This window comes from Pseudomonas sp. WOUb67, from assembly GCF_050058005.1.
In the GTDB taxonomy this organism is placed as follows: domain Bacteria; phylum Pseudomonadota; class Gammaproteobacteria; order Pseudomonadales; family Pseudomonadaceae; genus Aquipseudomonas; species Aquipseudomonas putida_R.
In genome coordinates this window covers 5615319-5640419 of sequence record NZ_CP170112.1, presented here as the reverse complement: position 1 = coordinate 5640419, position 25101 = coordinate 5615319, and the positions used below count along the sequence as shown (strand labels likewise).

21 protein-coding genes and 5 tRNA genes are annotated in these 25101 nt (G+C 63.0%); 16 read left to right on the top strand and 10 right to left on the bottom strand.

Going from position 1 to position 25101, the window contains the following annotated elements; genetic code table 11:
• Window positions 1-44: 44 nt before the first annotated feature.
• The gene (locus ABOC32_RS24930) at window positions 45-998 is read right to left on the bottom strand and encodes a LysR family transcriptional regulator (protein WP_426809256.1); all 954 of its coding nucleotides are present in this window, start codon (window positions 996-998) and stop codon (window positions 45-47) included.
• 113 nt (window positions 999-1111) lie between these two features.
• Between ABOC32_RS24930 and ABOC32_RS24925 the strand changes: the two genes are divergently transcribed.
• Window positions 1112-1861 (top strand): sulfite exporter TauE/SafE family protein, encoded by a 750-nt coding sequence (locus ABOC32_RS24925; RefSeq protein ID WP_426809255.1) that lies wholly within the window; start codon window positions 1112-1114, stop codon window positions 1859-1861.
• 129 nt (window positions 1862-1990) lie between these two features.
• On the opposite strand, the gene ABOC32_RS24920 is transcribed toward ABOC32_RS24925, so the two are convergent.
• Window positions 1991-2842, bottom strand: coding sequence for a LysR substrate-binding domain-containing protein (locus tag ABOC32_RS24920; RefSeq protein ID WP_043203797.1), 852 nt, complete (start codon window positions 2840-2842; stop codon window positions 1991-1993).
• Window positions 2843-2939: 97 nt separating this feature from the next.
• Here ABOC32_RS24920 and ABOC32_RS24915 point away from each other — a divergent pair, with 97 nt between their 5' ends.
• Window positions 2940-3158, top strand: coding sequence for a DUF1127 domain-containing protein (locus ABOC32_RS24915; RefSeq protein WP_426809254.1), 219 nt, complete (start codon window positions 2940-2942; stop codon window positions 3156-3158).
• A gap of 127 nt (window positions 3159-3285) precedes the next feature.
• On the top strand, window positions 3286-4506 hold the full coding sequence (locus tag ABOC32_RS24910; protein ID WP_426809253.1) for a winged helix-turn-helix domain-containing protein: 1221 nt from the start codon (window positions 3286-3288) through the stop codon (window positions 4504-4506).
• On the opposite strand, the gene ABOC32_RS24905 is transcribed toward ABOC32_RS24910, so the two are convergent.
• Complete coding sequence (locus ABOC32_RS24905) at window positions 4487-5833, bottom strand: class II 3-deoxy-7-phosphoheptulonate synthase (protein WP_063425509.1); 1347 nt, start codon at window positions 5831-5833, stop codon at window positions 4487-4489. The genes ABOC32_RS24910 and ABOC32_RS24905 overlap by 20 nt on opposite strands.
• A gap of 116 nt (window positions 5834-5949) precedes the next feature.
• Between ABOC32_RS24905 and ABOC32_RS24900 the strand changes: the two genes are divergently transcribed.
• From ABOC32_RS24900 to ABOC32_RS24890, 3 genes are all read left to right on the top strand, one after another.
• Window positions 5950-6705 (top strand): spermidine synthase, encoded by a 756-nt coding sequence (locus ABOC32_RS24900; RefSeq protein ID WP_426809252.1) that lies wholly within the window; start codon window positions 5950-5952, stop codon window positions 6703-6705.
• A 143-nt stretch (window positions 6706-6848) separates the two neighbouring features.
• Complete coding sequence (locus ABOC32_RS24895; RefSeq protein WP_426811631.1) at window positions 6849-7907, top strand: IS110 family transposase; 1059 nt, start codon at window positions 6849-6851, stop codon at window positions 7905-7907.
• A 698-nt stretch (window positions 7908-8605) separates the two neighbouring features.
• Entirely contained in the window at window positions 8606-10288 is a 1683-nt protein-coding gene (locus tag ABOC32_RS24890; RefSeq protein ID WP_016500932.1) for a DEAD/DEAH box helicase, read from the top strand.
• Window positions 10289-10439: 151 nt separating this feature from the next.
• Here the strand turns inward: ABOC32_RS24890 and ABOC32_RS24885 are convergent, their stop codons facing one another.
• A complete protein-coding gene (locus ABOC32_RS24885; RefSeq protein WP_426809251.1) occupies window positions 10440-11207 on the bottom strand; it encodes a DODA-type extradiol aromatic ring-opening family dioxygenase in 768 nt (255 codons plus the stop codon).
• Between the two features lie 110 nt (window positions 11208-11317).
• Between ABOC32_RS24885 and ABOC32_RS24880 the strand changes: the two genes are divergently transcribed.
• Entirely contained in the window at window positions 11318-11968 is a 651-nt protein-coding gene (locus ABOC32_RS24880) for a thiopurine S-methyltransferase (protein WP_426809250.1), read from the top strand.
• A gap of 200 nt (window positions 11969-12168) precedes the next feature.
• Here the strand turns inward: ABOC32_RS24880 and htpX are convergent, their stop codons facing one another.
• Both htpX and ABOC32_RS24870 read right to left on the bottom strand, forming a co-directional pair.
• Window positions 12169-13056 carry a protease HtpX gene (gene htpX / locus ABOC32_RS24875; protein ID WP_012271122.1) on the bottom strand — a complete coding sequence of 296 codons (888 nt, stop codon included), beginning with the start codon at window positions 13054-13056 and terminating at the stop codon, window positions 12169-12171.
• 276 nt (window positions 13057-13332) lie between these two features.
• Window positions 13333-14544: a pyridoxal phosphate-dependent aminotransferase gene (locus ABOC32_RS24870; RefSeq protein WP_043203781.1), complete on the bottom strand. Its 1212-nt coding sequence runs from the start codon at window positions 14542-14544 to the stop codon at window positions 13333-13335.
• Window positions 14545-14711: 167 nt separating this feature from the next.
• On the opposite strand from ABOC32_RS24870, the gene msrB reads away from it, so the two are divergent.
• Both msrB and ABOC32_RS24860 read left to right on the top strand, forming a co-directional pair.
• On the top strand, window positions 14712-15107 hold the full coding sequence (msrB, locus tag ABOC32_RS24865; protein WP_063425501.1) for a peptide-methionine (R)-S-oxide reductase MsrB: 396 nt from the start codon (window positions 14712-14714) through the stop codon (window positions 15105-15107).
• Between the two features lie 13 nt (window positions 15108-15120).
• The gene (locus tag ABOC32_RS24860) at window positions 15121-15609 is read left to right on the top strand and encodes a glutathione peroxidase (RefSeq protein WP_016500927.1); all 489 of its coding nucleotides are present in this window, start codon (window positions 15121-15123) and stop codon (window positions 15607-15609) included.
• On the opposite strand, the gene ABOC32_RS24855 is transcribed toward ABOC32_RS24860, so the two are convergent.
• Entirely contained in the window at window positions 15599-17956 is a 2358-nt protein-coding gene (locus tag ABOC32_RS24855; protein ID WP_426809249.1) for a response regulator, read from the bottom strand. The two genes, ABOC32_RS24860 and ABOC32_RS24855, sit on opposite strands and share 11 nt — an antisense overlap.
• Before the next feature lie 200 nt (window positions 17957-18156).
• Here ABOC32_RS24855 and ABOC32_RS24850 point away from each other — a divergent pair, with 200 nt between their 5' ends.
• Window positions 18157-19044, top strand: a complete 888-nt coding sequence (locus ABOC32_RS24850; protein WP_426809248.1) for an ATP-binding protein — start codon at window positions 18157-18159, stop codon at window positions 19042-19044.
• Complete coding sequence (locus ABOC32_RS24845; RefSeq protein ID WP_426809247.1) at window positions 19045-19527, top strand: GAF domain-containing protein; 483 nt, start codon at window positions 19045-19047, stop codon at window positions 19525-19527.
• 129 nt (window positions 19528-19656) lie between these two features.
• Here ABOC32_RS24845 and ABOC32_RS24840 read toward each other — a convergent pair whose 3' ends face one another.
• The gene (locus tag ABOC32_RS24840) at window positions 19657-20424 is read right to left on the bottom strand and encodes a hypothetical protein (protein ID WP_426809246.1); all 768 of its coding nucleotides are present in this window, start codon (window positions 20422-20424) and stop codon (window positions 19657-19659) included.
• 376 nt (window positions 20425-20800) lie between these two features.
• Between ABOC32_RS24840 and ABOC32_RS24835 the strand changes: the two genes are divergently transcribed.
• From ABOC32_RS24835 to ABOC32_RS24815, 5 genes are all read left to right on the top strand, one after another.
• Window positions 20801-20876, top strand: a tRNA-Glu gene (locus ABOC32_RS24835).
• Window positions 20877-20880: 4 nt separating this feature from the next.
• A tRNA-Gly gene (locus ABOC32_RS24830) sits at window positions 20881-20956 on the top strand.
• A 91-nt stretch (window positions 20957-21047) separates the two neighbouring features.
• Window positions 21048-21123 (top strand) — tRNA-Glu (locus ABOC32_RS24825).
• A gap of 3 nt (window positions 21124-21126) precedes the next feature.
• A tRNA-Gly gene (locus tag ABOC32_RS24820) sits at window positions 21127-21202 on the top strand.
• Between the two features lie 54 nt (window positions 21203-21256).
• Window positions 21257-21332, top strand: a tRNA-Gly gene (locus tag ABOC32_RS24815).
• 96 nt (window positions 21333-21428) lie between these two features.
• Here ABOC32_RS24815 and ABOC32_RS24810 read toward each other — a convergent pair.
• Entirely contained in the window at window positions 21429-22508 is a 1080-nt protein-coding gene (locus tag ABOC32_RS24810; protein ID WP_426809245.1) for a fimbrial protein, read from the bottom strand.
• A 45-nt stretch (window positions 22509-22553) separates the two neighbouring features.
• On the bottom strand, window positions 22554-25034 hold the full coding sequence (locus ABOC32_RS24805) for a fimbria/pilus outer membrane usher protein (protein WP_426811657.1): 2481 nt from the start codon (window positions 25032-25034) through the stop codon (window positions 22554-22556).
• Window positions 25035-25101 lie beyond the last annotated feature (67 nt).

Genomic DNA, 25101 nt, shown 5'->3' with positions numbered 1-25101 from the left:
GTAATCAATGGGAAATTCTGGCACGCTGATCGTTAGTGCGCACATCACTCGCGCAGTTCACTGCGCAGGGCCAGGTCCCAGGGTGGAATCGGGCTGAAGCGGCTCTTGAGGAATTCGAGCAGCAAACGGCTGCGAGAGTTCGTTTCATGTTCCAGGCGTAGTGCGTAAATACCGCTGGTCTCGGCTTCGGGTAGGCCGCCGTCGCAAAACAGCGGCACCAGCTCGCCCCGCAGCAGGTATTCGCTGATCAGCCAGGTCGGCAGGTGGGCAACACCCAGGCCGGCGAGGGCGCCGAACAGCAGGGTTTCGGCATTGTTGGCGGCCATGCGCATGCGCGCGGGGCGGTACAGGCGGGTTTGCCCGGCCACGTTGAAGCGCCAGGCGAACGGTGGTGCCAGGCCGTCCCAGTCCAGGCCGTCGTGCCCCGGCAGTTCGCTGGGGGAGGTGGGTACGCCGCGGCTGGCCAGGTAGGCGGGGCTGGCGCAGGCGATGCGCACCATGTAGGCCAGTGGCGTGGCGACCAGCCGGGTGTCGGCCAGGGGGCCGGCGCGCAGCACCAGGTCGACCTCGCCCAGGTGGCTGCCATGCAGGTCGACGAAACTGTCGATCAGGCGCAGTTGCACGTCCAGGCCGGGGTAGGCCACCAGGAAATCGGCGATGGCCGGCGCCAGGTGACGGCGGCCGAACGCGGCGGGGGCGTCGATGCGGATCAGGCCTTCGGGGGCGTTGCTCAGCGACACCGCCTCGGCCCGGGCCAGGCGCAGCTCCTCGATGATGCGCCTGGCCCGTTCGGCAAAGGCATTGCCGGCGGGTGTGGCGCGCACGGCGTGGGTGCTGCGGGTGAACAGCCGGCTGCCGACGGCGTTTTCCAGGTTGTCGATGCGCCGGGCCACCGCGGACGGGGTCAGCGGATGGCGCCGGGCGGCGGCGGAAAAACTGCCGGTCTCCAGCACATCGAGGAACAGGCTCAACTGGTCGGTGAGGGTATCGGGGCTCATGGTTGCCTTGCTTTTGCGAAAAACGCACAGCCATTGTGCGCTGCTGTGCGTTTCCCCGCCAGCACACAGCCGTTAGCATGCTCGCATTCTCTGTACAGGCTAACGAGGCCCTGATGATTGAGTGGTTGTTGTATATCGTGCTGGGCGCTGGCCTGGGCACCATGGGGGGCTTGTTCGGCATTGGTGGCGGGTTGATCGCAATTCCCGCGCTGGGCGTGCTGTTTGGCCTGGACCAGCAGTTGGCGCAGGGTACGGCGTTGGTGATGGTAGTGCCGAACGTGCTACTGGCGTTATGGCGCTATCACCAGCGCAACCGCATCGAGCTGCGCCATGCCTTGCCGTTGTCGGCGTGCAGCTTCCTGTTCGCCTGGCTGGGGTCGATCTGGGCCGTGGGGCTGGATGCGCACTCCATGCGCCTGGGCTTTGTCGGCTTTCTGGTGGCACTGGCGGTGTGGAACGTGGCGCGGATGTTCATGAAAGTGTCGCCGCCCAGTGCTGAGCTGCGTTATGCCTGGCCATGGCTGGGCGTGCTGGGCAGCTTTGCCGGCACCATGGGCGGCTTGTTCGGCGTGGGCGGGGCAGTGGTGGCCACGCCGATCCTGACCAGTGTGTTCGGCACCACCCAAGTGGTGGCGCAGGGGCTGTCGCTGGCGTTGGCGGCGCCGAGTACCTTGGTGACGTTGGTGACCTATGGGGTGCACCACAGCGTTGACTGGGGGGTTGGGATTCCGTTGGCGGTGGGGGGCTTGCTCAGCATCAGCTGGGGGGTGAAGTTGGCCCATGCGTTGCCGGAGAAGGTGTTGCGGGCGATGTTCTGTGTGTTTTTGGTGGTGTGTGCGGTGATGTTGGGGTTTGAACTTTGAGATTTTGGGGCCGCTTTGCGGCCCATTCGCAGCACAAGGTTGCTCCTACAGGTGAAGCAAGGCTGCTGGTTTGCACTATCTCTGTAGGAGCAGCCTTGCGCTGCGAATGGGCTGCGCAGCAGCCCCGAATTACTTGAACCCTTCGACGATATAACCGGCCATGCAGTCGGTGATCGGCGATGGGTTCTGCGTACTGCGCACCAGCATCACATTGGCCACCGGCAACTGCGGCAGCCCGTCCTGTTCACCCAGTATGCGGATGTTCCCGCCAATCAGGCTTTGCAGCTGCGCCGTCACTGCCAGCCCCGCCGTGACAATCGCGAAGATCGCCGCCAGGCTGGGGCTGGTGTAGGCAATGCGGTAGTCGATGCCCTGTGCTTCCAGGGCATTGCAGGTCCAGGCCCGGCAGAAGCAGTCGGTATTGAACAGTGCCACCGGCATTGGCCGCTGCTCCTGCGGGCAAAAGCCTTCGGCGGCGGCCCATACCAGGCGCTCCTGTCGAAGCAGTTGACCCACCTCGTTACCTGGCTCACGGGTGACAATGGTCAGGTCCAGGTCCTGGCGCAGCATCAGTTGCTTGGACGAGTCGCAATGCACCTCCACCTGCACCAGCGGGTAGGCCTGGGCAAAGCTCGACAAAATGGTCGGCAGAAAGCGCATGGCGTAGTCGTCGGGCGTGCCAATGCGCACCAGCCCGACCATGTGCGGCATGCGCAGGGTGTTGAACACCTCGCCATGCAGCTTGAGGATGCGCCGGGCATAGCCCAGCAGCACCTGGCCCTCGGCGGTCAGGCGTACCTGGCGGCCGTCGCGCTCGAACAGCTGGCGCTGCAGGATGTCCTCCTCCAGGCGCTTCATCTGCATGCTTACCGCCGACTGGGTGCGGTTGACCACTTCGCCGGCGCGGGTGAAACCGCCTTGCTCGGCAATGGCAACGAAGGTACGCAAGACGTCGGCATCGAGGCTCTGGTACTGGGACATTGCATCAATCTCCGAGATGCATGGCATCAGAAACATTCGTTGGATTGATCTTAAGCCTGGCGAGAGACTGAGGCCATCCAACACGGAGGGCTTCACGATGAAAGGTCATGTCAGCACCATCCAGCAACCTGCCTTTTCCCTGAACCACCTGTGGCACGCGGCCCTGCAGCGCCCGGCGCGCTGGCTGCAGCTTTACCGCCAGCGGCAGGAACTGGCCAGCCTCAGTGACGCAACCTTGCACGACCTGGGGTTGAGCCGGGCGGATATCCAGCAAGAGGCCGAGCGGCATTTCTGGGATGATCCCCTGCGTAAATAGGCTAAGTTTGTCGGTGGACTTACCGGCCTCTTCGCGGGTAAACCCGCTCCCACAGGCACTGTGCAGTACCTGTGGGAGCGGGTTTACCCGCGAAGAGGCCAGAGCAGGCAATACAAGGAGACCAGGCTTGCCCCTCAAGCTGTCCACCCACCAGGCCCGCCGTCTGGCACTGTCTGCCCAAGGCTTCGGCAAACAGCCGGAAGCACCGCCAACCCTGCCCGCCGTGAAGCGGATGCTGCAACGCCTGGGCGTGCTTCAGATCGACTCGGTCAACGCTCTGGTTCGTTCCCACTACCTGCCGCTGTTCTCCCGGCTGGGCGACTATTCGCCCGCTACCCTCGACCAGCTTGCCTGGGGCCGCGGCCGCCAGCGCCAGTTGTTCGAATACTGGGGGCACGAAGCCTCGCTGCTGCCGTTAAGCCTCTACCCGCTGCTGCGCTGGCGCATGGCCCATGCTGCCGATGGCCGTGGTATCTACCGCCAACTGGCGCAGTTCGGCCGCGAGCGCCAGGACGTGATCGCCCGGGTGCTGGCCGCCGTTCGTGAGCAGGGCGCACTGGGCGCCGGCAGCCTGTCCACCCGCGAGGAGCGGGCCGGCCCCTGGTGGGACTGGAGTGAGGAAAAGCATGCACTGGAATGGCTGTTCGCCGCAGGCGAAGTAACGGTGGCGGGCCGGCGCGGTTTCGAGCGGCTTTATGATGTACCGGACAAGGTTTTGCCGAAGTCGATCCTCGACCAGGCACTGCCCAGCGAGGCCGAGGCGCATCAGGGTTTGATGCTGCACGCCGCCACCGCCTTGGGTGTAGCCACCGAACGGGACTTGCGCGACTACTTCCGCCTGGAGCCCGCTCAGGCCAGGGCTGCGCTGGCGGAACTGCTGGCCGACGGCCGGCTGCAAGCGGTCGAGGTGCAAGGTTGGAAGCAGCTGGCCTATTGCGTCGGCACACCGCGCATCCCTAGGCGCATCGAGACCAGCGCGCTGTTGTCGCCGTTCGATTCACTGGTCTGGGAGCGTAACCGCACCGAGCGTTTGTTCGACTTCCGCTACCGCCTGGAAATCTACACCCCGGCGCACAAGCGGGTGTACGGCTACTACGTGCTGCCGTTCCTGTATCGGGAGCGCATCGCTGCGCGGGTAGACCTGCGTGCCGAACGCGCCCAGGGGCAACTGGCGGTGCACGCCGTGCATGCAGAAGCGCCAGGCCTGGACGAGGAGGGCTACCACGCCCTGGCTGGCAACCTGTTGCGCCTGACCAGTTGGCTGGGGCTGGAGAGGGTGCAACTGAACTGCCCGCGCATGGAGGGCAGCCAGTTGCGCCGGGCGTTGCTCAGCGCCGCACTTGCTTGAGGGTTTCGGCAATCAGGAACGCCAGCTCCAGCGACTGATCGGCATTCATCCGCGGATCACAATGGGTGTGATAGCGGTCAGACAACGCATCCTCGGTGATCGGCCGGGCGCCGCCGATGCATTCGGTGACGTTCTGCCCGGTCATCTCGATATGAATGCCGCCGGCATGGCTGCCTTCGGCCTGGTGCACCTGGAAGAACTGCTTCACCTCGTCGAGGATTTGCGCAAAGTCGCGGGTCTTGTAGCCGCTGCTGGCCTTGATGGTGTTGCCGTGCATCGGGTCGGAGCTCCACAGCACCTTGCGCCCCTCGCGCTCGACGGTGCGGATCAGCCCCGGCAGGTGGTCGCCTACCTTGCTCGCGCCCATGCGCACGATCAGGTTCAGGCGCCCGGGGTCGTTGGCCGGGTTCAGCGTGTCGATCAGGCGGATCAGCGCTTCGGGGTTCATGCTGGGGCCGACCTTGACGCCGATCGGGTTGTGCACGCCGCGCAAGAATTCCACATGGGCGCCGTCGAGCTGGCGGGTGCGGTCGCCGATCCACAGCATGTGCGCCGAGCAGTCGTAGTAGTCGCCGGTCAGGCTGTCCTGGCGCACGAAGGCTTCTTCATAGTTCAGCAGCAGCGCTTCGTGGGCGGTGAAGAAACTGGTTTCGCGCAGTTGCGGTGCGCTGTCCAGGCCGCAGGCACGCATGAATGCCAGGGTTTCGTCGATGCGGTTGGCCAGTTGGTGGTACTTGTCGGCCAGCGCCGAGTTGGCGATGAAGTCCAGGTTCCACTTGTGCACCTGGTGCAGGTCGGCAAACCCGCCCTGGGCGAAGGCGCGCAGCAGGTTGAGGCTGGCAGTGGACTGGTGGTACGCCTGCAGCAGGCGTTCCGGGTCGGGGATGCGGCTTTTGGGGTCGAAGCCGATGCCGTTGACGATGTCGCCGCGGTAAGCGGGCAGGGTGATGTCGCCAATGGTTTCATCGCCGGAGGAGCGTGGCTTGGCGAACTGCCCGGCCATGCGCCCCACCTTGACCACCGGGCAGCCGGCAGCAAAGGTCATGACGATGGCCATCTGCAACAGCACCTTGAAGGTGTCGCGGATTTTGGCCGCCGAGAACTCGGCGAAGCTCTCGGCGCAGTCGCCGCCCTGCAGCAGGAAGGCGCGGCCTTCGGTGACCTCGGCAAACTGCCTGCGCAGCTCGCGTGCTTCGCCCGCGAACACCAGCGGCGGGTAGCTGGCGAGGGTCTGTTCAACCTTCAACAGGTGCGCGGCATCGGGGTAGGTCGGTTGCTGCTGGATCGGCAGTGCGCGCCAGCTGTCAGGGCTCCACGGTTGGTTCATCTCGGGCTCGGTCTTGTAGGTTATAGGCTATAGGCCATGGTAACAGTTGGCGCTGCGCTTGTTGCATCAAGGGCGTTGACGGACAATGCGCGTTTTTGCGCGGGTGGGTGGTAAACATGACGGCGGAACGGGAAGAGCGGCTGCTGGCACGGGTAGAGGACGCTTTTGGCGTCATCAGCGTGTATGAAGTAGACGACTACCGCTTTCTGGAATTCGGCGATGCCATCGAGCAGAGCTGCGTGTTCACGGCCGACCCCAGCTGGCTGGAGTACGACTACACCCGCGCCATGCTGGTAGGCGCGCTGTGCCATGAACAGCCGGAGAGCGCGTTGTTTCTCGGCCTGGGTGCCGGCACGCTGACCCAGGCGTGCATGAAGTTCTTGCCGCTTGAAGACATCGAGGCCATCGAACTGCGCCCGGACGTACCGCGTTTGGCCATGGAGCACCTGGGCCTGGATGACGACCCTCGGCTGTACGTGCGCATCGGTGATGCCATCGAGCTGCTGCCCACGGCAGAAAAGGCCGACCTGTTGTTTGTCGACCTGTACACCGACCACGGGCCGGGCGTGGGGCACCTGGCGTGGAAGTTCCTGGAGAACTGCCAGCAGCAACTGAACCCGGGCGGCTGGCTGGTGATCAACCAGTGGGCCACCGACGACGGCAAGCCGCTGGGCGCGGCGTTGCTGCGCGGGTTGTACCACCGGCACTACTGGGAGCTGCCGGTGAAGGAGGGCAATGTGATCTTGCTGGTGCCGGCAGACCTTGAGCAGACGCTGGACCTGGACGGGCTGCGGGCCCGGGCCGAGGCGCTGGCGCCGCGGTTGGGGTATAGCCTGGAAGGGTTGATACGCGAGATTCGACCAGCTACCTGAGACTGGCACGGTCCCTGTAATCGATGGACTCGCCCCCGCCGAGGCATCACAGTGCCACGGTGGCGTTCAAAGAAGCCAACGGCAGCGAGGGCGAGACCATGAAAAAGCATAGTTCGAAGCACGATCCCCTGTCTTCCACTGATGTGGAGCTTTGCACAACCATCTGCGTAGACCTGGCCAAACAGGTCTTCCAGTTAGCAGGCGAGGATGCTGCCGGTCGGGTGATCTACGAAGATCGCATCAAATCACGGCAGGCTTTCCATGATTTCCTGCTCAAGCTGCCAGCGACAGTGACCGTCTTGATGGAATGCGGTCCAGGTGCACAAGCCTGGGCCAGGCTGCTGCAGACCCAAGGTAATCCGGTTCGCATCCTGCCTGCGCAACGAGTGGCCGAACACCGCAGCGGCGCGAAGAACGACCGAAACGACGCCCATGCCATTTTGCGTGCCGGTCGCGATACCAGCATTGCCTCGATACCGATCAAGAGCACCACAGCATTGGCAATTCAAGCGTTGCACCGTGTCCGACGCGGCAGCATCAAGCGGCATACAGCACTGGGCAATCAGATACGTGGCTTGCTGCTTGAGCATGGCGTGTCGATGCCCCAAGGCGATGCCGCGATCAGTGCGCATGTACCGCGAGCTCTTGAGGATGCCACCTTGCCCCTGCCTGATTTGTTGCGCGAGTTGCTCGATGAGCTGCTGGCTGACTGGCTCTATCTAGGTGAGCGCATTGCGGTGCTGAGTAGGCGGCTCGAAGCAACAGCCCAGGAAGATGAGGTCGCACAGCGGCTGACCACCATTCGTGGCGTCGGCCCAATCATTGCCACGGCAATCGTGGCGAAACAGACGGAGCCCAGCCGCTTCGCCAGTGGCCGAATGTATTCTGCTTTCTTCGGTATCGTGCCCGACCAGCACAGCAGCGGAAACAAAATCAGACTGGGCAGGATGAGCAAGCGAGGTGACGGCTACATACGCAGCCTGATGATCCAAGGCGCGCATGCTGTCTTGAGTCAGCTGAGGCCTGATTCCGATCAGCCAGACGATCGCCGCCTCTTGCGCTGGCTGTCCCGCCTTGGGCGCAAGGAGGCGGCGATCAGGCTGGCTAATCGAAATCTGCGCATTATCTGGGCCCTGTTACAGAGCAATCAGGTTTACCAACGCAAACCGAACAACAACTCGGAGGCTGCTATGAGCCTCTGACCAACCGAGCAATGCCACCGGGGCGCCGAGCGCTCCAACCCCTGCTAGTGAACATTGACCTTTGGTAAGACCGTCGCAGACAGATGCCTCCGCTCCTACAGGCCTGATGTACTGGCCTCAATGTAAACGGCACGCTGCGAGCTCACCACGATGTTGGCCAGAAGCGAAAAGCTTCCTCGAATAGGCCTGATACATAGATGCAACCGGGCTCCTATGTTCAAAAGCAGCTAGACAGTGTGGGCGAGTCCATACATAGGAGCGGCCTTGCGTCGCGATAGGGCCGCAGAGCGGCCCCGGCAATATATGCGGCGAAGCTGAAATCCTGGGGGCGCTTCGCACCCCTATCGCGACACAAGGCCGCTCCTACAGGGCCTGCATCATGCTTCAGGGAATTATCGATTCAGCGTGGATTATTTGATGGCCCGATGGTGGCCTTGCACCCTGAAAAAATTCCTCACGGCTTTCACTATTTCGGGTATAGTACGCGCCGGTCTTTTAGCGGGCCGCAAAATCAGGTGGTGCAAATCCTCCGAGTCCAGCTTCGGCTGCACGTCCGCTAGGCGGACCTTCCCACGTTTTCTTTTTCAATCGTTTTCGCAAATCCCCGCCGCCAAAGCTGCCTGGGTGACCTGACGGTCTTTCAAGGCATGTGCAGCTTTGGAGCATGGGTCTTTGCGGATGCACCTAGAGGCAGACCCATGACCCAGGAAACCGGCGGCTTCGCCGCTCTCGATCTTAATCCGAACATTGTTGCTGCTGTTGTGGCTACCGGCTACGAAGAGCCGTCCGCCATTCAGCAACAATCGATCCCGATCATCCTCGCCGGTCACGACATGATCGGCCAGGCGCAGACGGGCACCGGCAAGACCGCTGCCTTCGCCCTGCCGATCCTCAACAAGATCGATGTGAGCAAGCGCGAACCGCAAGCCCTGATCCTGGCGCCAACCCGTGAGTTGGCGCTGCAAGTTGCTACCGCTTTCGAAACCTACGCCAAGCAGATGCCAGGCGTAAATGTGGTTGCCGTATACGGTGGTGCCCCGATGGGCCCACAGCTGCGTGCAATCCGTAACGGCGCGCAAATCGTCGTGGCCACCCCGGGCCGTCTGTGCGACCACCTGCGTCGTGACGAAAAAGTCCTGTCCACCGTGCAGTACCTGGTACTGGACGAAGCCGACGAGATGCTGAAGCTGGGCTTCATGGATGACCTCGAAGTGATCTTCGACGCAATCCCGGCTACCCGTCAGACCGTACTGTTCTCCGCTACCCTGCCGTCGTCGATCCGCTCGATCGCCGAACGTCACCTGCGTGAACCCAAGCACGTCAAGATCCAGACCAAGACCCAGACCGTTACCGCGATCGACCAGGCCCACCTGATGGTCCACGCCGACCAGAAGATCCCGGCTGTGCTGCGTCTGCTGGAAGTGGAAGAGTTCGACGCGCTGATCGCCTTCGTGCGTACCAAGCAAGCCACCCTGGACCTGGCCGCCGCGCTGGAAGCCAAAGGCTACAAGGCTGCTGCGCTGAACGGCGACATCGCCCAGAACCAGCGTGAGCGCGTGATCGACTCGCTCAAGGATGGCCGCCTGGACATCGTCGTCGCCACCGACGTCGCTGCCCGTGGTCTGGACGTACCGCGCATCACTCACGTGTTCAACGTTGACATGCCGTACGACCCGGAATCCTACGTGCACCGTATCGGCCGTACTGGCCGTGCCGGTCGCGAAGGCCGTGCGCTGCTGCTGGTCACCCCGCGTGAGCGCCGCATGCTGCAGGTGATCGAGCGTGTGACCGGGCAGAAAGTTGCCGAAGCCCGCCTGCCGAATGCCCAGGCCGTGCTGGATGCCCGCATCAAGAAGCTGACCTCGAGCCTGGCGCCGCTGGTAGCCGAAGCAGAAGCCACCCACGGCGAGCTGTTCGACCGCCTCACCACCGACCTGGGTTGCAGCGCGCGTGCCCTGGCTTCGGCCCTGCTGCGCAAAGCCACCAATGGCCAGGCGCTGGACCTGGCTGCGGTAGAGCGTGAGCAGCCGCTGGTGCCGGGCGTTGGTGCCCCGCGTGGCGAGCGTAGCGAGCGTCCTGATCGCGGCGAGCGTCCTGACCGTGGTGACCGCGAGCGCCGTGCGCCGCTGCCACTGGCCGAAGGCCGCGTACGTTGCCGTACCGCCCTGGGTGCCCGTGACGGTATCGCTGCCAAGAACCTGCTGGGTGCGATCCTCAACGAGGGTGGCCTGGCGCGTGACGCCATCGGCCGTATCCAGGTACGCGACAGCTTCAGCCTGGTCGAGCTGCCGGAAGATGGCCTCGAGAAGCTGCTGTCCAAGCTCAAGGACACCCGCGTGGCTGGCAAGCAGCTGAAGCTGCGTCGCTACCGCGAGGATTGATCCTGGCGCAATAAAAAAATCCCCGGCCTGAGTCGGGGATTTTTTTTGCCTGTGAGGGCCTCATCGCCGGCAAGCCAGCTCCCACAGGAATACAACAGAGGTGAATATTGTGGGTTCCCTGTGGGAGCTGGCTTGCCGGCGATAGGGCCCGTCAGTCGAACCGATAAATGTCCATCCCCAGCGCACCCAGGGTAAACCCCTGATGCACTACCCCAAACTTGCCCCCGGCCCCCAGGGCAAAGAACAGCGGCAGTAAATGCTCATCACTGGGGTGGTTACGCACCGCAAACGGCGCCTGCTTCCGGTAATCCAGCAATGCCGCCTGGTCATCCTCCTTCAGCCGCTCCACCACCCAATCCCTGAACGCCAGCGCCCACGGCTCGATCACATCCGGCCCGGCATGCCAGTCCAGTTCCCCGAGGTTATGGGTGATGCTGCCCGAACCTGTCAGCAGAACACCCTCGGCGCGCAGCCCTGCCAGCGCCTGGCCCACCTTCACCTGCAGCGCAGGCCCCATGTGGCTGGGCAGGGAAACCTGCACCACCGGAATGCTCGCCTCCGGGTACATCAGCGACAGCGGCACCCAGGCGCCGTGGTCGAACGGTCGCTGAGCGTCCAGCCGGGCTGGCAGCCCCGCAGCCTTCAACAGATCGCTTACTTGGCCTGCCAGGGAAGGCTCGCCCGGCGCCGGGTACTGCACCGCATACAAGGCCGGTGGAAAACCGTAGAAGTCGTGCCAGGTTTCTGGCTGTGCGCTACTGGTCACCAGTAGATCACGGCTTTCCCAGTGCGCCGACACCACCACGATTGCCTTGGGGCGTGGCAGGCTGTTGGCCAGCCCGGCCAAGGCCGGCCCGCTGGCACCCGGGTGCAGGGCGAGCATGGGGGAACCATGGGAAATGAACAGGCTGGGCAGCATGGCAAGGTCCTGAAGGTTAAGATGCACTCATCTTCGATCAGAAACTGATCGATATCCATCGCAAGTTTTACGCGTTTTCTATCGGTTTACTCGATAAACAAGGAGCAACCATGGAGCCAGCGTTCTGGCACAAGCGGTGGGCCGACAACCAGATCGGCTTTCACCAGGGGCAGGTCAATCCGTACTTGCAGGCGCACTGGCCGGCACTGGGCCTGGCGCCTGGCAGTCGCGTGCTGGTGCCGCTGTGCGGCAAAAGCCTGGACCTGGCCTGGCTGGCCGGGCAGGGGTACCGCGTGTTGGGCGTGGAACTGTCGCGCCATGCAGTGGAGCGCTTCTTCTGTGAGCATGGGCTTGAGGCCGAGGTTTCGCAGCGGGGTGCTTTCGAGGTGTGGCGCAGTGGCGAAGTCGAGCTGTGGTGCGGTGATTTCTTTGCATTGCGGGCAGAAGATATCGGTGAGTGCGCGGCGCTTTATGACCGGGCGGCGCTGATTGCGCTTCCGCCGCCGATGCGTGCGGCTTACATGCAGCTGTTGTCGGCATTGCTACCGGCGAGGTGTCGGGGGTTGCTGGTGACACTGGATTATGACCAGTCACTGTTGGCCGGGCCGCCGTTTTCGGTAGGGGATGAAGAGGTGCGGCAGGGGTTTGCCGGGTGGCAGGTGGATGAGCTTGAGGTTGCAGAGCTTATTCAGGAAAGCCCGAAGTTTTTGCAGGCCGGAGCCTCCAGCCTGTTGGAGCGGGTGTACCGGGTTAGCCGGTGATGGTTCGGGTAAACACCGATCTGTGTAGGAGCAGCCTTGTGCTGCGAAAGGGCCGTCATGTCTGAAGACGGTCTGTGGCGCCAAGGGCGTCTTCGCAGCGCAAGGCTGCTCCTACAGTTGGTTGTGCATGTCCGGACCATTGCGCAGGGCATGCACAAAAAAGGGCGACCGAAGTCGCCCTTTCGGTATTACCCGATGGATCAACCGCGGCGGCGAAGGGCCTCGATACGGTCTTCCAGTGGCGGGTGGCTCATCAGCAGCCCGGCCAGGCCGTGCTTGAGGCCGCCGTTGATGCCAAAGGCTTTCATGGTGTCGGGCATGTGCACCGGCAGGCCTTGTTCCACGCGCAGGCGCTGCAGGGCGCCGATCATGGCCGAGGTGCCGGCCAGTTGCGCGCCGGCTTCGTCGGCGCGGTACTCGCGGCGGCGCGAGAACCACATCACGATCATGCTGGCCAGGATGCCCAGGATCAGCTCGGCAACGATGGTCGCTACGTAGTAGGCAATGCCCTGGCCCTCTTCGTTCTTGAAGATGACCTTGTCGACGAAGTTGCCGATGATGCGGGCAAAGAACATCACGAAGGTGTTCACCACGCCCTGCACCAGCGCCAGGGTGACCATGTCACCGTTGGCCACGTGGCCGATTTCGTGGGCCAGCACCGCCCGCACTTCATCGGGCGAGAAACGCTCCAGCAGGCCCTGGGACACGGCTACCAGCGCGTCGTTGCGGTTCCAGCCGGTGGCGAAGGCGTTGGCCTCGTACGCCGGGAAGATACCCACCTCGGGCATTTTGATGCCCGCTTCACGGGACAGCTCTTCGACCGTTTGCAGCAGCCACTGCTCGTGGCGGGTGCGCGGCTGGCTGATGATCTGGGTACCGGTGCTCATCTTCGCCATCCACTTGGAGATGAACAGCGAGACGAGGGAGCCGGCAAAGCCGAACACGGCGCAGAACACCAGCAGGCTGCTGAGGTTCAGGTCGACCCCGTTGGCGGCCATGAACCCGTTGAAACCGAACAGGCTCAAGGTAATGCTTGCAACCAGCACCACCGCAAGGTTGGTGGCCACAAACAACAGAATGCGCATCATGGTTGTTACGTTCTCCTGACGGATGAATTGTCGCTTACTGCGGGGTATATAAGGGGCCCGTCGCGTCGATTCAATCGTGCGACTATTTCAAACTGTGTACGGCGGAGTATGGCAGAGGATGACGCGGGGGCTGTGGGATAGAGCGTTGCAGGATGTAAGAAACACCCTGTGAGAGTGCGAGGGGCTGCTTTGCAGCCCATTCGCAGCACAAGGCTGCTCCTACAGCAGAACGCGTACACCTGTAGGAGCAGCCTTGTGCTGCGAAGAGGCCATCATTTACTGCGAATACGTCCGCAGGAAATTGCCGATGCGGCCAATCGCCGCTTCCAGGTCGTCCACCCGCGGCAAGGTCACCACGCGGAAGTGGTCCGGCCACGGCCAGTTGAACGCCGTACCTTGCACGATCAGCAGCTTCTCGGACAGCAGCAGGTCCAGCGCGAACTTCTCGTCGTTGAGGATCGGGCACACTTTCGGGTCGATGCGCGGGAACGCATACAGCGCACCCATCGGCTTTACGCAGCTTACGCCCGGGATGTCGTTGAGCAGCTCGTAGGTGCGGTTGCGCTGCTCCAGCAGGCGGCCTGGCGGCAGCACCAGGTCGTTGATGCTCTGGTAGCCGCCCAGTGCGGTCTGGATGGCATGCTGGGCCGGCACGTTGGCGCACAGGCGCATGTTGGCCAGCATGTCGATGCCTTCGATGTAGCTTAGCGCGTGGTGCTTGGGCCCGGAGATGATCAGCCAGCCGGAACGGAAGCCCGCCACCCGGTACGACTTGGACAGGCCGTTGAAGGTCAGGCACAGCAGGTCGGGCGCCAGCGAAGCGGTGCTGATGTGCACGGCTTCGTCGTACAGGATCTTGTCGTAGATCTCGTCGGAGAACACCACCAGGTTGTGCTGGCGGGCCAGCTCCAGCATGCCCAGCAGCAGCTCCTTGGAGTACACCGCGCCGGTCGGGTTGTTCGGGTTGATGATCACCAGGGCCTTGGTGTTCGGGGTGATCTTGGCCTTGATGTCTTCAAGGTCGGGGAACCAGTCGGCCTGCTCGTCGCACAGGTAGTGCACCGGCTTGCCGCCGGCCAGGCTCACGGCGGCAGTCCACAGCGGGTAGTCGGGGGCCGGGATCAGCACTTCGTCGCCGTTGTTCAGCAGCGCCTGCATCGACATGACAATCAGCTCGGACACGCCGTTACCGAGGTAGATGTCCTCGATGGTGACGCCTTCGATTTCCTTCTGCTGGCAATACTGCATGACAGCCTTGCGTGCGCTGAACAGGCCTTTGGAGTCGCTGTAGCCCTGGGCGGTAGGCAGGTTGCGGATCACATCCTGGAGGATTTCATCGGGCGCCTCGAAGCCAAACGGCGCCGGGTTGCCGATGTTCAGCTTGAGGATGCGGTGGCCTTCCTCTTCCAGGCGCTTGGCGTGCTTGAGCACTGGGCCGCGAATGTCATAGCAGACATTGGCGAGCTTGTTCGATTTGCTGAACTGCATGATGGGATCCCGATATGAGAAAACGCGCAACCCACGCCGAAAGGTTTGAAACGGCAGGAAGCGGGTGCCAGACTGAACGCCTGGCACACGAAGCCAACTAATATACGTGCCACCCGCGCCCCGGAAAAGACGGTGCGGGGTGAAATTCAGCCTGCCGAGGTTTCCACATGAAAAAGATCGAAAAAACCCTGGATGAATGGCGGTCGATGCTCGACCCCGAGCAGTACCAGGTATGCCGCCTCAAAGGCACCGAGCGGCCGTTCAGCGGCAAGTACAACAGCGAGCGCCGCGATGGTATCTACCACTGCATCTGCTGCAGCTCGAAACTGTTCGATGCGCAGACCAAGTTTGATTCGGGCTGCGGCTGGCCGAGCTTCTACGCGCCGATTGAAGACAGCGCGATGATCGAGATCCGTGACACCTCCCACGGCATGATCCGCACCGAGGTCACGTGCGCCCGCTGCGACGCGCACTTGGGGCATGTGTTCCCCGATGGCCCGCCACCGACTGGCCTGCGCTACTGTATCAACTCGGTGTGCATCGACTTGCGCCCGCGCGACTGACCGGAGCCCGACCATGGCTGGATCGATGCTGGACATCCCCTGCGTGACCCTGGGCGGCGAGCACAAGAAGCTCGGCGATTTCCCGGGCAAGGCATTGTTGGTGGTCAATACCGCCAGCCAGTGCGGCTTTACCCCACAGTACAAGGGCCTGGAGCAACTGTGGCAGGCCTACCACGAGCGTGGCCTGGTGGTGCTGGGCTTCCCGTGCAACCAGTTCGGCAAGCAGGAACCGGGTGATGCGCGGGACATTGCGCAGTTCTGCGAGCGCAACTTCGGCGTGAGCTTCCCGCTGTTTCGCAAGGTCGAAGTCAACGGCCCGGGCGCCCACCCGCTGTTCGTCGAGCTCAAGCAGCGCGCACCGGGCATTCTGGGCAGCCAGAAGATCAAGTGGAATTTCACCAAGTTCCTGGTCGACCCGGCCAGCGGCCAGGTGACGCGTTATGCCCCCACCACCAAGCCACAGGCCCTGGAAGCAGACATCGAGCGCCTGCTCAGCCGTTGAGCGGCACCCAGTGGTCGACCAGCGCCAGTAGCTCTTCGCGGCGGAACGGCTTGGCCAGGTAGTCGTTCATGCCCGCTGCCCGGCAGCGTTCGCGCTCCTCGGGCATGGCGTTGGCGGTGAGGGCGACGATCGGCAGCTCGGGCCAGCGGCCGCTCTGGCGGATGCGCCGGCTGGCTTCGTAGCCGTCCATCACCGGCATGTTGCAGTCCATCAGCACCAGGTCGAAGTCATCCCGCTCCAGCAGCTCCAGGGCCTCGGCGCCTTGGGTCGCCAGTTGCACCTGGCAGCCGAGCTTGGCCAGCATGCCCTTGGCCACCAATTGGTTCACCGGGTTGTCTTCCACCAGCAGAATCCGCGCACGGCCTGCCTCCAGGGTGAGGGCCGGGCTGGCCAGCGGGTGCTCGGGATCAAAGCCTTGCAGGGTGCGGCGCAGTGTCTGGTACAGGGCATTGCGCGCCAGCGGCCGGGCCAGCTGATGGAGTGGGGCGAGGGCGGCCGACTGCTCGCTGGGCAGGAAGTTGCCGTAGGCGGTCACCAGCAAGATGGGCGTTTTAAGCGTTTGGCGCAGGTCGAACAGGCGGTCCACGTCGTCGGTAATCAGCAGGTCCATCGCCGTGGCGTTCAGCGTCGCGCTGCTGTCATGCCGCCGGTAGGCCAGGCCCCAGGCGGGCAGCAGGCCCTGCAACAGTTCATTAAGCCCGCTGCCTGCAGCGCTCAGGGCGGCTACGCGCCCGTGCAGCGGCACCGGGGCAATGGCTTCGGTGTGCTCGGCCAGCGGCAGCTCGGCACTGAAGCAGCTGCCAAAGCCCGCTTCGGAGCGAATGTGCAAATGGCCTTGCATGGCCTTGCACAGGTTGCGCGTCAGGGCTAGGCCCAGGCCGGTGCCGCCGTACTGGCGGGTAATGCCGGCACCGGCCTGGGTGAACGGCTGGAAGATCCGCGCCTGGGCCTCTTCGGGTATGCCGATGCCGGTGTCGCGCACCTCCAGGCGTACGCCGCCGACGATGCTCACCAGGCGTACATCGACACGGCCGAAACGGGTGAATTTCAACGCGTTGGACAGCAGGTTGCTGACAATCTGCCGCACCCGCGTGGGGTCACCGAGCACACTGCTGGGGAAGTCGCGGGCAATCAGGCAGGTCAGCTCCACGCTTTGCGCGGTGTTCTGCGACAGCAGGTTGGCGGTGTCTTCCACCATCGAGCCCATGTCGAACGGGATGCGTTCCAGCTCCAGTTGGCCGGCATCGAACTTGGACAGGTCGAGGATATCGTTCAGCAGCTCCACCAGCACTTTGCCCGAGTCGTGGGCAATCGCCAGTTGCTGGCGCTGCTCGCTGGGCAGCGGGCTGTCCAGGGCCAGGGCGATCATGCCAAGCATGCCGTTGAGCGGGGTGCGGATTTCGTGGCTCATGTTGGCCAAAAAGGCAGCGCGCGCCTGGGCCATGTCCAGCGCACGGCGGCGCGCTTCTTCCAACTCCTGGTTGGACAGGCTCAGGCTGCTGTTGCTGGCCTTCAGCTCGTTGGTGCGTGCCGAAACGATGTCTTCCAGTTCGTTCAGGTACTGGGTAAGGCGGTTTTCTGCGGTACGCCGCTGCTCGATCTCGGTGGCCATGCTGACGAACTGCTGGTTGGCGACCTTCACCAGCACGCCGATTTCGTCGTGTTCGTGGCCGTGTGGGCAGTCCAGGCGGGTTTGCCGGGGTTTGCGCGGGTCGCTGCCGCTGAGCGCACCGATCACCGTGACCAGCGGTTTGGTCAGCATCATGTAGAACAGCGCCAGCAGGATGCCGGTCAGCACCAGGCTGCGGGCGAAACCGTTGAGCAGGGTGATGCCGGCACGGTCGAGAAAGCGGCTGCCGAAGGCAAAGGTGTCGACGTCCAGGTACAGGGTGCCGAGGTATTCCTCGGGCATGTGGGTCAGGTACAGACGGTCCTTGAACTGGCGCTGCTCGCCGAACAGGAAGTCGCTCAGCGGCCGATAGCGGTCTTGCAGCCTGGGCCGCTCGACGTCGGCCAGCACGGTTTCGTTGTTGTCGATCAGCCGTGCACGGATGACGGCCGGCGACTGCAACAGGCCGCGTGTCAGCTCCAGCGCCAGTTCCGAGTCGATGTTGTAGGCGATGCGCGAGGCCGGGTTGTGGCTGATTTGCAGCAAGGCACGCACTTCACGGTTGATGGACGCGTCTTCGCTGGCATAATCGATGCCGATCTGGATGAGACTGAGCAATGTTCCCAGGATGAAGCCGACCAGGACTGTCAGCCGGGCTTGCTTGTATGACAGGCGATTGGTGAACTTGATATCCATGAGTCCCGAGCCGGTTTCACGTCCCTTGCGCTGCGCAAGCATAGCCGATCAACCCCGGCTACTGGTGGGCCTGTCACACATTCAGCCTTGATTGCTCAACTGGCTGTGCCGGCCTCTTCGCGGCTAAAGCCGCTCCCACAGGTACCGCGCCGCCCTCTGGCCTGGTGCGGTCCCTGTGGGAGCGGCTTTAGCCGCGAAGAGGCCGGTACAGCAGCCACGAATCTGAATTTGCAGGAGCCTTGATGGACGCTCGCTTGATTGCTTTCCTGGACCGCGCCGAATCGGTACTGGCGCGCCTCGAACCCTTGCTGCCGGCACAACGCCCGAACATCGACTGGGGTACCACCCTGGCCGCCCGCTGGCAGCGCGATGGCCGCAGCGGCTACCTGCTGCCGCTGGAAGTCAGCCTGGACATCCGCCTGACCGACCTGATCGGCGTCGACCAGCAGCGCGACCAGCTGGGCCGCAACACCCATCAGTTCATCAACGGCCTGCCGGCCAACCACGCCCTGCTGTGGGGCTCGCGCGGTACCGGCAAATCGTCGCTGGTGCGTGCGTTGCTGGCCGAGCATGCCGGTGCCGGCCTGCGCCTGATCGAAATCGAACGTGACCACCTGGCCGACCTGCCACGGGTGGTCGAGCAGCTGCAGAGGCTGCCGCAACGCTTCATCCTGTTCTGTGACGACCTGTCGTTCGAAGCCGGGGAGGGCGACTACCGGGTGCTCAAGAGCGTGCTTGATGGCTCGCTGGAGCAGGCACCGGACAACGTGCTGCTGTACGCCACCTCCAACCGCCGCCACCTGGTGCCGGAGAAAGAGAGCGACAACGAGAACTGGAAGCGCGTGGATGGCGAGCTGCACCCCAGCGAAGCGGTCGAAGACAAGATTGCCCTGTCAGACCGTTTTGGCCTTTGGCTGTCGTTCTACCCGTTTACCCAGGACCACTTCCTGAATGTTGTCGAGCACTGGATCGGCCAGCTGGCGGGCCCCGCGGGCCTGGTCTGGCAGCGTGACGAGCAACTCGACATCCTCGCCGTGCGCTGGGCCACCGGCCGCGGTAACCGTAATGGCCGTTGTGCCTATCAGTTCGCCCGCTACTGGGTCGGGCTGCAATTGCTGGAGCAAAAGTAAATGATCGACCTCAATGCCAGTGGCGCCGGCCTCGATGGCTACAACCTGCTGGCGGCGCAAGTGCAGGCGCTGTTCGCCGACGAGCGTGATTTCATCGCCAACGCCGCGCAGTTTTCGGCGTTTCTGTACAACCAGGTGGATGACCTGAACTGGGCCGGATTCTACCTCAACCGCAACGAAGAACTGGTACTGGGCCCGTTTCAGGGCCAGGTGGCATGCGTGCGTATTCCGTTCAGCAGGGGCGTGTGCGGAGCGGCGGCGGCAACGCGGCAGACCCAGCGGGTAGAGGACGTGCATGCGTTCCCGGGGCACATTGCCTGTGACAGTGCGTCCAACAGCGAGCTGGTGATCCCGTTGGTGAAGGAGGGCAGGCTGATTGGTGTGCTGGACCTGGACAGCCCGAAGGTTGGGCGGTTCAGCGAGGCGGACCAGGTGGGGCTGGAACGGTTGGTGGCGATCTTCCTTGAGCTGACTGACTGCTGATTGTTGTGGCCTGTATCGGCCTCTTCGCAGCACAAGGCTGCTCCTACAGGGATTGCACTGCTCTCAGGCTTGGTGCAATCCCTGTAGGAGCAGCCTTGTGCTGCGAAGAGGCCGGCACAGGTTAATGCATCAGTCGTAGATCACCTTCTTCTTCCAGGTCTCTTCCTCATCGGTCTTGAGCCCGTCGGTCAATTCGTTGTGCTCGTCTTCCGCCGGTGACATGCGGTCCAGTACCTGGGCATTGGCCCGGGCCAGCAGCTTCTCCAGATACGTCAGCTGCTCTTCATACACTTTAGGCTCCGGCTGCTTGCGCAGGTATTGCACGCCGCGCTCGAACGCCAGACGTGCCTGCCCCGGCTGGTTCTTCTGCAGGGCCTGCTGGCCGAGGTTGTTGAAGAACTCGATATGCAGCAACACCAGGATGTGGCGGATCTCCTTCACCCAGTGCTTGGCTTCGGCAGCCGGTAAAAAGCCTTCCTGGGCAGCACGGGTGACCTGGTTGTGCATGGCCTCCAGCAAGAAGCGCACGTCCTTGGCCTTGACCTCGGTGTGGATCGGGTTGGGCGGGTTGTTCACCGGTATCTTGTCGCCCAGAGCGATCAGCCCTTCCAGCTCGGCGATACGCGCCTTGAGTTCGGCATTGTGCTTGTCCACCGCCAGCTGGCGCTGATTAAGGTTCAGTTCCAGGCGGGTCAGCAGCAGTTTAAGGGCCGGGGTCATGAACTGGCCGGGGAAGGTCTCGGTGATTTCGCCACAGCGGCGCAGGCGGTCGGCCAGCTCGATCCGCGTCCGGACGCGTTCGATCTTGCCGTTTTCGACCACATTGTTGAGGTAGCCGATCACGATCAGCAACGCGATGCCCGCCACGATGAGCAGGGTGATCAGAAGTGGTGTCACCGTTAATGCCTCATTGAAGAAGAATTACAGCTTTGAGTGTAGTGAGTTTGCCAAGGGGCGAACAGCGGCTATATATCTGTGCCGGCCCTTTCGCGGCTAAAGCCGCTCCCACAGGTACTGCACAGGCCTGAGAGCGGCGCGGTCCCTGTGGGAGCGGCTTTAGCCGCGAAGAGGCCAGTGCAGGATTGCTTCTTTCTATATCGACACCCCGGCCCGCATCTGCACCCCAACCCACCCGGAAGTCATTGATTTAAATAAATTTCTACAAAGGGGTTGACGCACCTTCGAAGCATCCATAGAATGCGCGCCACTTGCAGCGTAAAGCACACAGCGAAACGCGGCAGGGAGTGAAAGCAGGCAGTAATGCCAGCAGCGTGTCCCCTTCGTCTAGTGGCCTAGGACACCGCCCTTTCACGGCGGTAACAGGGGTTCGAGTCCCCTAGGGGACGCCATATTGCGGGAATAGCTCAGTTGGTAGAGCACGACCTTGCCAAGGTCGGGGTCGCGAGTTCGAGTCTCGTTTCCCGCTCCAGTTTCTCCGGCAACGCTTAACGGCGCGGCAGGAAAAGAAAATCCAGGGTGAACCGTGAGGTTCAAGTCTGGTGCACTGAAAAGTGTTGTGTGTCCCCTTCGTCTAGTGGCCTAGGACACCGCCCTTTCACGGCGGTAACAGGGGTTCGAGTCCCCTAGGGGACGCCATTTGCGGGAATAGCTCAGTTGGTAGAGCACGACCTTGCCAAGGTCGGGGTCGCGAGTTCGAGTCTCGTTTCCCGCTCCAGTTTCTAAAACTATGGCGTTCATGACGGTGTAGTAGGTTGTAAAAGTTTCAAATGCGGGAATAGCTCAGTTGGTAGAGCACGACCTTGCCAAGGTCGGGGTCGCGAGTTCGAGTCTCGTTTCCCGCTCCAATACAAAACGCACCAAGGAATTCTAAAATTCCTTTGGTGCGTTTTTTTTGCCTGCGAAAAAGCCTGGCCATGGCTGTCAGGCCATGGCCAGGTTCCTTAGCGGTATTCGATGGTGAAGTTCAATGCGCCTTTGGCTTCGCCGGGCTTCACCGTTGCTTCGGTCTGGTAATACCGGGCACGAAGATCAAGGCGCGTGATGCCGGGGGTAAGGGGCATCATATCCACGAACTCTTCGAGCTTCAGTGGGGTATTGTCGCTGCGCATCACCTGGATACCGATGCCGCTGGCGCTCGAGTCCGTGGTCAGGGTGAACAACCCCAGGTCACGGTCCACCGGCACCGAGCCGTCCACGCCGTCCAGGCGCATGAACGCACGGGCAACGCTGCCGGCGGGGTCGTCCTCGCAGTCGTTGAGGGTGACGTAGAAATCAACCGGGTTGCTGGTGCTGCCCTGGCCTGTGAAGTCGGCAATGTCGTGGGTGCCAAGTTGTACCGGGTTGGCACTGACGGCATCGGCCCTGAGCGTGCACTGGGCCTGCTGGACTTGCCCGCCCAGGGTCAGTCTTACGGCATCCCCTACATCGCTGACAACACCCCTGACGACCTCCTGGTTGAATGAACTCATGCCGGCCGGAATGGGGCCGGTCTTGATCAAGGCCATGTACTTGATGGTGAGATTGGTCATTTCCAGGGACGTGGGCCTCATGTCCCTGCGGTTTTCACCCACATAGGGAACGGCGCCGATACCGCCGTCATTTGCCTGGAACGAATTGCTGGATGTTGCGTTGAGGAAACCGCCCAGCTCCAGATACAGGCCTACGCCCGGGATGGTGGTTTGTAGCACTTTGCCCGTCACATCCTTCCCGTCGACGCGGGGGAAGGTGCCGGGGGCGACAGATAATGGCGTCCCCATGATGGCGGACAGGCTTAGTGACCCGTCGTTGTCGCACTTCAAGGCAAAGCCGGGGCCCAGTACGCCAGTGGAGGTGGCTGAGTAGATCTTGCTACCCACGGGTGCATCGCGCGCCACCCACTTCATGCCGCCGAGGTTGTGTGTGAACTGTAGCGGCCCGGTGGTGGTTGGCCATTCGCATCCCAGTGCATGGGCCTGGCTTGACAGTGTCATCATCGTCGCCGCAGCGGCGAGGCCGATGAAATAACGCGAAAAATGGGGCATGGTCGGTTCCTGTTGCAAGCATGCGGCATCGTCGCACGGGCTGGGTCATGGGGTAGGGCAGCGCAAGGTCTGCAGCTGGTAGCCTTGCTCTTCTGGCATGGTTGCCGGGTCGATTTTCAACAGGCAGCGCTGTTCGGTGCGGTCGCCCCAGCGCGCCTCCAGGGTTTGTGCCTGGGCCTCTGTAGCAATCAGTGCCTGGCCTGCCTGGCCCACTACCGCCAGGTGGTTGCCCTGCTGGTCATTGACCTGGGTACCAAAGGGCAGTGGGCGGCCGTCGGCATGTTGCAGGGTCAGGATCAGGCGGCTGACCTGGCGCGCCTTGAAGGTTGCCAGGGCGACTGCGCCTCGGCGTGGGACAACCTGGGTGGCACCGTTTTCGATTTCCACATCCGGGCCGAGCTGGTCGGTTTGCAGGGTGACCTGGTTGACCCGGTAGGGGCGCATGTGCGGGGCAAGGATGTAGCCGCTGCTGTCGGTGCTGCCGCCGGGTACGTTGTCGACGCCTACGCCGGGCACGTCGGGCACATGCACCAGCGCAGTGGTCTCGCCCAGGTATTGCCCCAGCACGATGCCGCCGGCATGCGCCAACACCGCGCCACTGGCATTGACCGAGACGCTGCGGTAATCATCCGCTTCGGTGTAGCCGGCGCCTACGTTCACCTTCTGCGTCTGGTAACCCATTGACGCCGAGGCGGTCTTGCGCTGCTGTTCGTCGTTGGCCAGCGATGCCAGGTAGCTCAGGCGGTTGTCCTGTGAACCGCCGTTCAAGGTGGCGCGTTCGCTGAAGTGGCCATTGCTTTCCTGCACATCGAAACTTGCATTCGTCGATGTGCCCCAGCCCAGCGGGATAGTGACCCCGAGGCCAACGATACGGTCGCTGCCGCTGTCGTCGCTTAATGACTGCGAGGCGTACAGGTTGATGCTGACCCGGCGGTACTGGGTATTGAACTGGAACTGGTACTGACGCCGCTGGCGGTTGGTGTGCCAGTAATCGTCCTGTGACAGGGTCAGGCTCAGTGAGTTGCGGTTGCCGAACGCTTGGTAGATCGAGCTTTCCAGGCGGCTGCGGCGGTTGCCCTGGTAGCGGCTGGAGGCGTTGCGCTGCTGCACGGCTTCGTCGAACTCGCGATAGCCTTCGGTGGAGTAGCGGTAGCCGGCGAAGCGCAGGCTGGTGCCGGTCTGGAAGGCCTTACCGTAGCGCACGGAGTAACTCTGCCCTTGAACCTGGCCGCCTTGCGCGCCCAGGTCGGTACGGGCCTGGGTCACGTCCAGCGACACTGCGCCAAGGGTGCCGAAGTCGCGTGCGATACCAAGGTTGGCGGCATCGTAGTACTCGCTGCCCAGCAGCCCGCCATACAGTGTGGTGCCCCACTGGCCGCCGCGGGCCAGGGTGGCTTGCCACAGTGCGGGGTCGTCGATGCCGTCGGCGCCGTCATAGCGCCCGGCTACCAGGTTGTAGCGCCACACGCCTTCGCGCAGCAGGTTGCTGAGGGTGGAGTAGGGCTGGATGAAACGGCGCACCTGGCCATCGGCCTCGGTGAGGACGATTTCCAGGTCGCCGCTGCCGCCAATGCCCAGGTCGTTGATCTCGTAAGGGCCGGCGGCAACGTAGGTGGAGTAGATCGGGTAGCCGTTCTGCAATACCTCAAGCTTGGCCCGGCTCTGGGCCACGCCGCGGATCACCGGCGCGTAGCTTTGCATCACGTCGGGCAGCATGCCCATGTCGGTGGCCAGCTGTACTCCTTTGATGGGCAGGCTGCGGAACACATCGCCACTGCTGAAAGTTTCGCCCAGGGTCAGCGTGCCCCATTTCCCGGGCAGGTCGTGCTGGGCGTAGGTGTTGAAGTGCACCCAGTCCTGGCCTTCTCCGTCGTCGCGCCAGCTCTGGCTGCTGCGCAGGCGCCAGCCGCCCAGGTTGACCCCGCCATTGAGGTTAAGGTCCTGGCTGCTATTGGAGGTGCCGGTTTTGCCGCTGAAATGCTGCGCAGAGGCCTGGTAGCTGACGAAAGCGGCATTGATGCCGTTGTCCCAGCGCTCGGGTGCAACGCTGCCAGCCACATCGCGGCGCAGGGCGATCTGCGGGATGGACAGCGCCAGCTGGAGTTGGCCGGGGTCCAGGTCGTAGGTGGCATCGGGCACCAGCGCGGGCAGGTCGACGCAGCGCTCGTCGCTGGGCAGTGGCTCGGCCAGGCCCTGTTCACGCAGGCCCAGTTCGCGCAGCAGGCTGGCGCTGAGGCAGGGCTCCAGGCCCTTGCCGTCGCTGCGCTCACGGAAGTCGATTTCGTGCTTGCCCGCCGGGGCCAGGTTGACCAGCACTTCAACCCGGTAGCGGCCGGGCGCCAGGGAGGCTTCAGCGGCCAGGGTGCTCAGGGCGGCTACGCTGGCGTCGCTGGACTGGCCTGGCGTTTGGCGCATGAAGTTGGGGTTGAATTGCAGGGGGCGTTCTTCCCCTTGGGCCTGATCAGCAATTAAAAAAAATACGCCGCAACCCGCGATGGGCAGACCCCAAAAAAAATGACAAAGCATGAACTTATGTCGATGCTGAATGAGACTGAGCATGTTAAGCACCGTTTGTTTATGCCGTCCATTGGCC

Bases quoted from the DNA above. Each gene is read 5' to 3' on its own strand.
- ABOC32_RS24890 (WP_016500932.1), top strand. From the start codon at position 8,606: ATGACCCAGGAAACCGGCGGCTTCGCCGCTCTCGATCTTAATCCGAAC.
- ABOC32_RS24885 (WP_426809251.1), bottom strand. From the start codon at position 11,207: ATGCTGCCCAGCCTGTTCATTTCCCATGGTTCCCCCATGCTCGCCCTG.
- ABOC32_RS24810 (WP_426809245.1), bottom strand. From the start codon at position 22,508: ATGCCCCATTTTTCGCGTTATTTCATCGGCCTCGCCGCTGCGGCGACG.
- ABOC32_RS24880 (WP_426809250.1), top strand. From the start codon at position 11,318: ATGGAGCCAGCGTTCTGGCACAAGCGGTGGGCCGACAACCAGATCGGC.
- ABOC32_RS24870 (WP_043203781.1), bottom strand. From the start codon at position 14,544: ATGCAGTTCAGCAAATCGAACAAGCTCGCCAATGTCTGCTATGACATT.
- htpX (WP_012271122.1), bottom strand. From the start codon at position 13,056: ATGATGCGCATTCTGTTGTTTGTGGCCACCAACCTTGCGGTGGTGCTG.
- ABOC32_RS24855 (WP_426809249.1), bottom strand. From the start codon at position 17,956: ATGCTTGCGCAGCGCAAGGGACGTGAAACCGGCTCGGGACTCATGGAT.
- ABOC32_RS24930 (WP_426809256.1), bottom strand. From the start codon at position 998: ATGAGCCCCGATACCCTCACCGACCAGTTGAGCCTGTTCCTCGATGTG.
- ABOC32_RS24900 (WP_426809252.1), top strand. From the start codon at position 5,950: ATGACGGCGGAACGGGAAGAGCGGCTGCTGGCACGGGTAGAGGACGCT.
- ABOC32_RS24920 (WP_043203797.1), bottom strand. From the start codon at position 2,842: ATGTCCCAGTACCAGAGCCTCGATGCCGACGTCTTGCGTACCTTCGTT.
- ABOC32_RS24860 (WP_016500927.1), top strand. From the start codon at position 15,121: ATGGCTGGATCGATGCTGGACATCCCCTGCGTGACCCTGGGCGGCGAG.
- msrB (WP_063425501.1), top strand. From the start codon at position 14,712: ATGAAAAAGATCGAAAAAACCCTGGATGAATGGCGGTCGATGCTCGAC.
- ABOC32_RS24850 (WP_426809248.1), top strand. From the start codon at position 18,157: ATGGACGCTCGCTTGATTGCTTTCCTGGACCGCGCCGAATCGGTACTG.
- ABOC32_RS24915 (WP_426809254.1), top strand. From the start codon at position 2,940: ATGAAAGGTCATGTCAGCACCATCCAGCAACCTGCCTTTTCCCTGAAC.
- ABOC32_RS24925 (WP_426809255.1), top strand. From the start codon at position 1,112: ATGATTGAGTGGTTGTTGTATATCGTGCTGGGCGCTGGCCTGGGCACC.
- ABOC32_RS24905 (WP_063425509.1), bottom strand. From the start codon at position 5,833: ATGAACCAACCGTGGAGCCCTGACAGCTGGCGCGCACTGCCGATCCAG.
- ABOC32_RS24805 (WP_426811657.1), bottom strand. From the start codon at position 25,034: ATGCTTTGTCATTTTTTTTGGGGTCTGCCCATCGCGGGTTGCGGCGTA.
- ABOC32_RS24845 (WP_426809247.1), top strand. From the start codon at position 19,045: ATGATCGACCTCAATGCCAGTGGCGCCGGCCTCGATGGCTACAACCTG.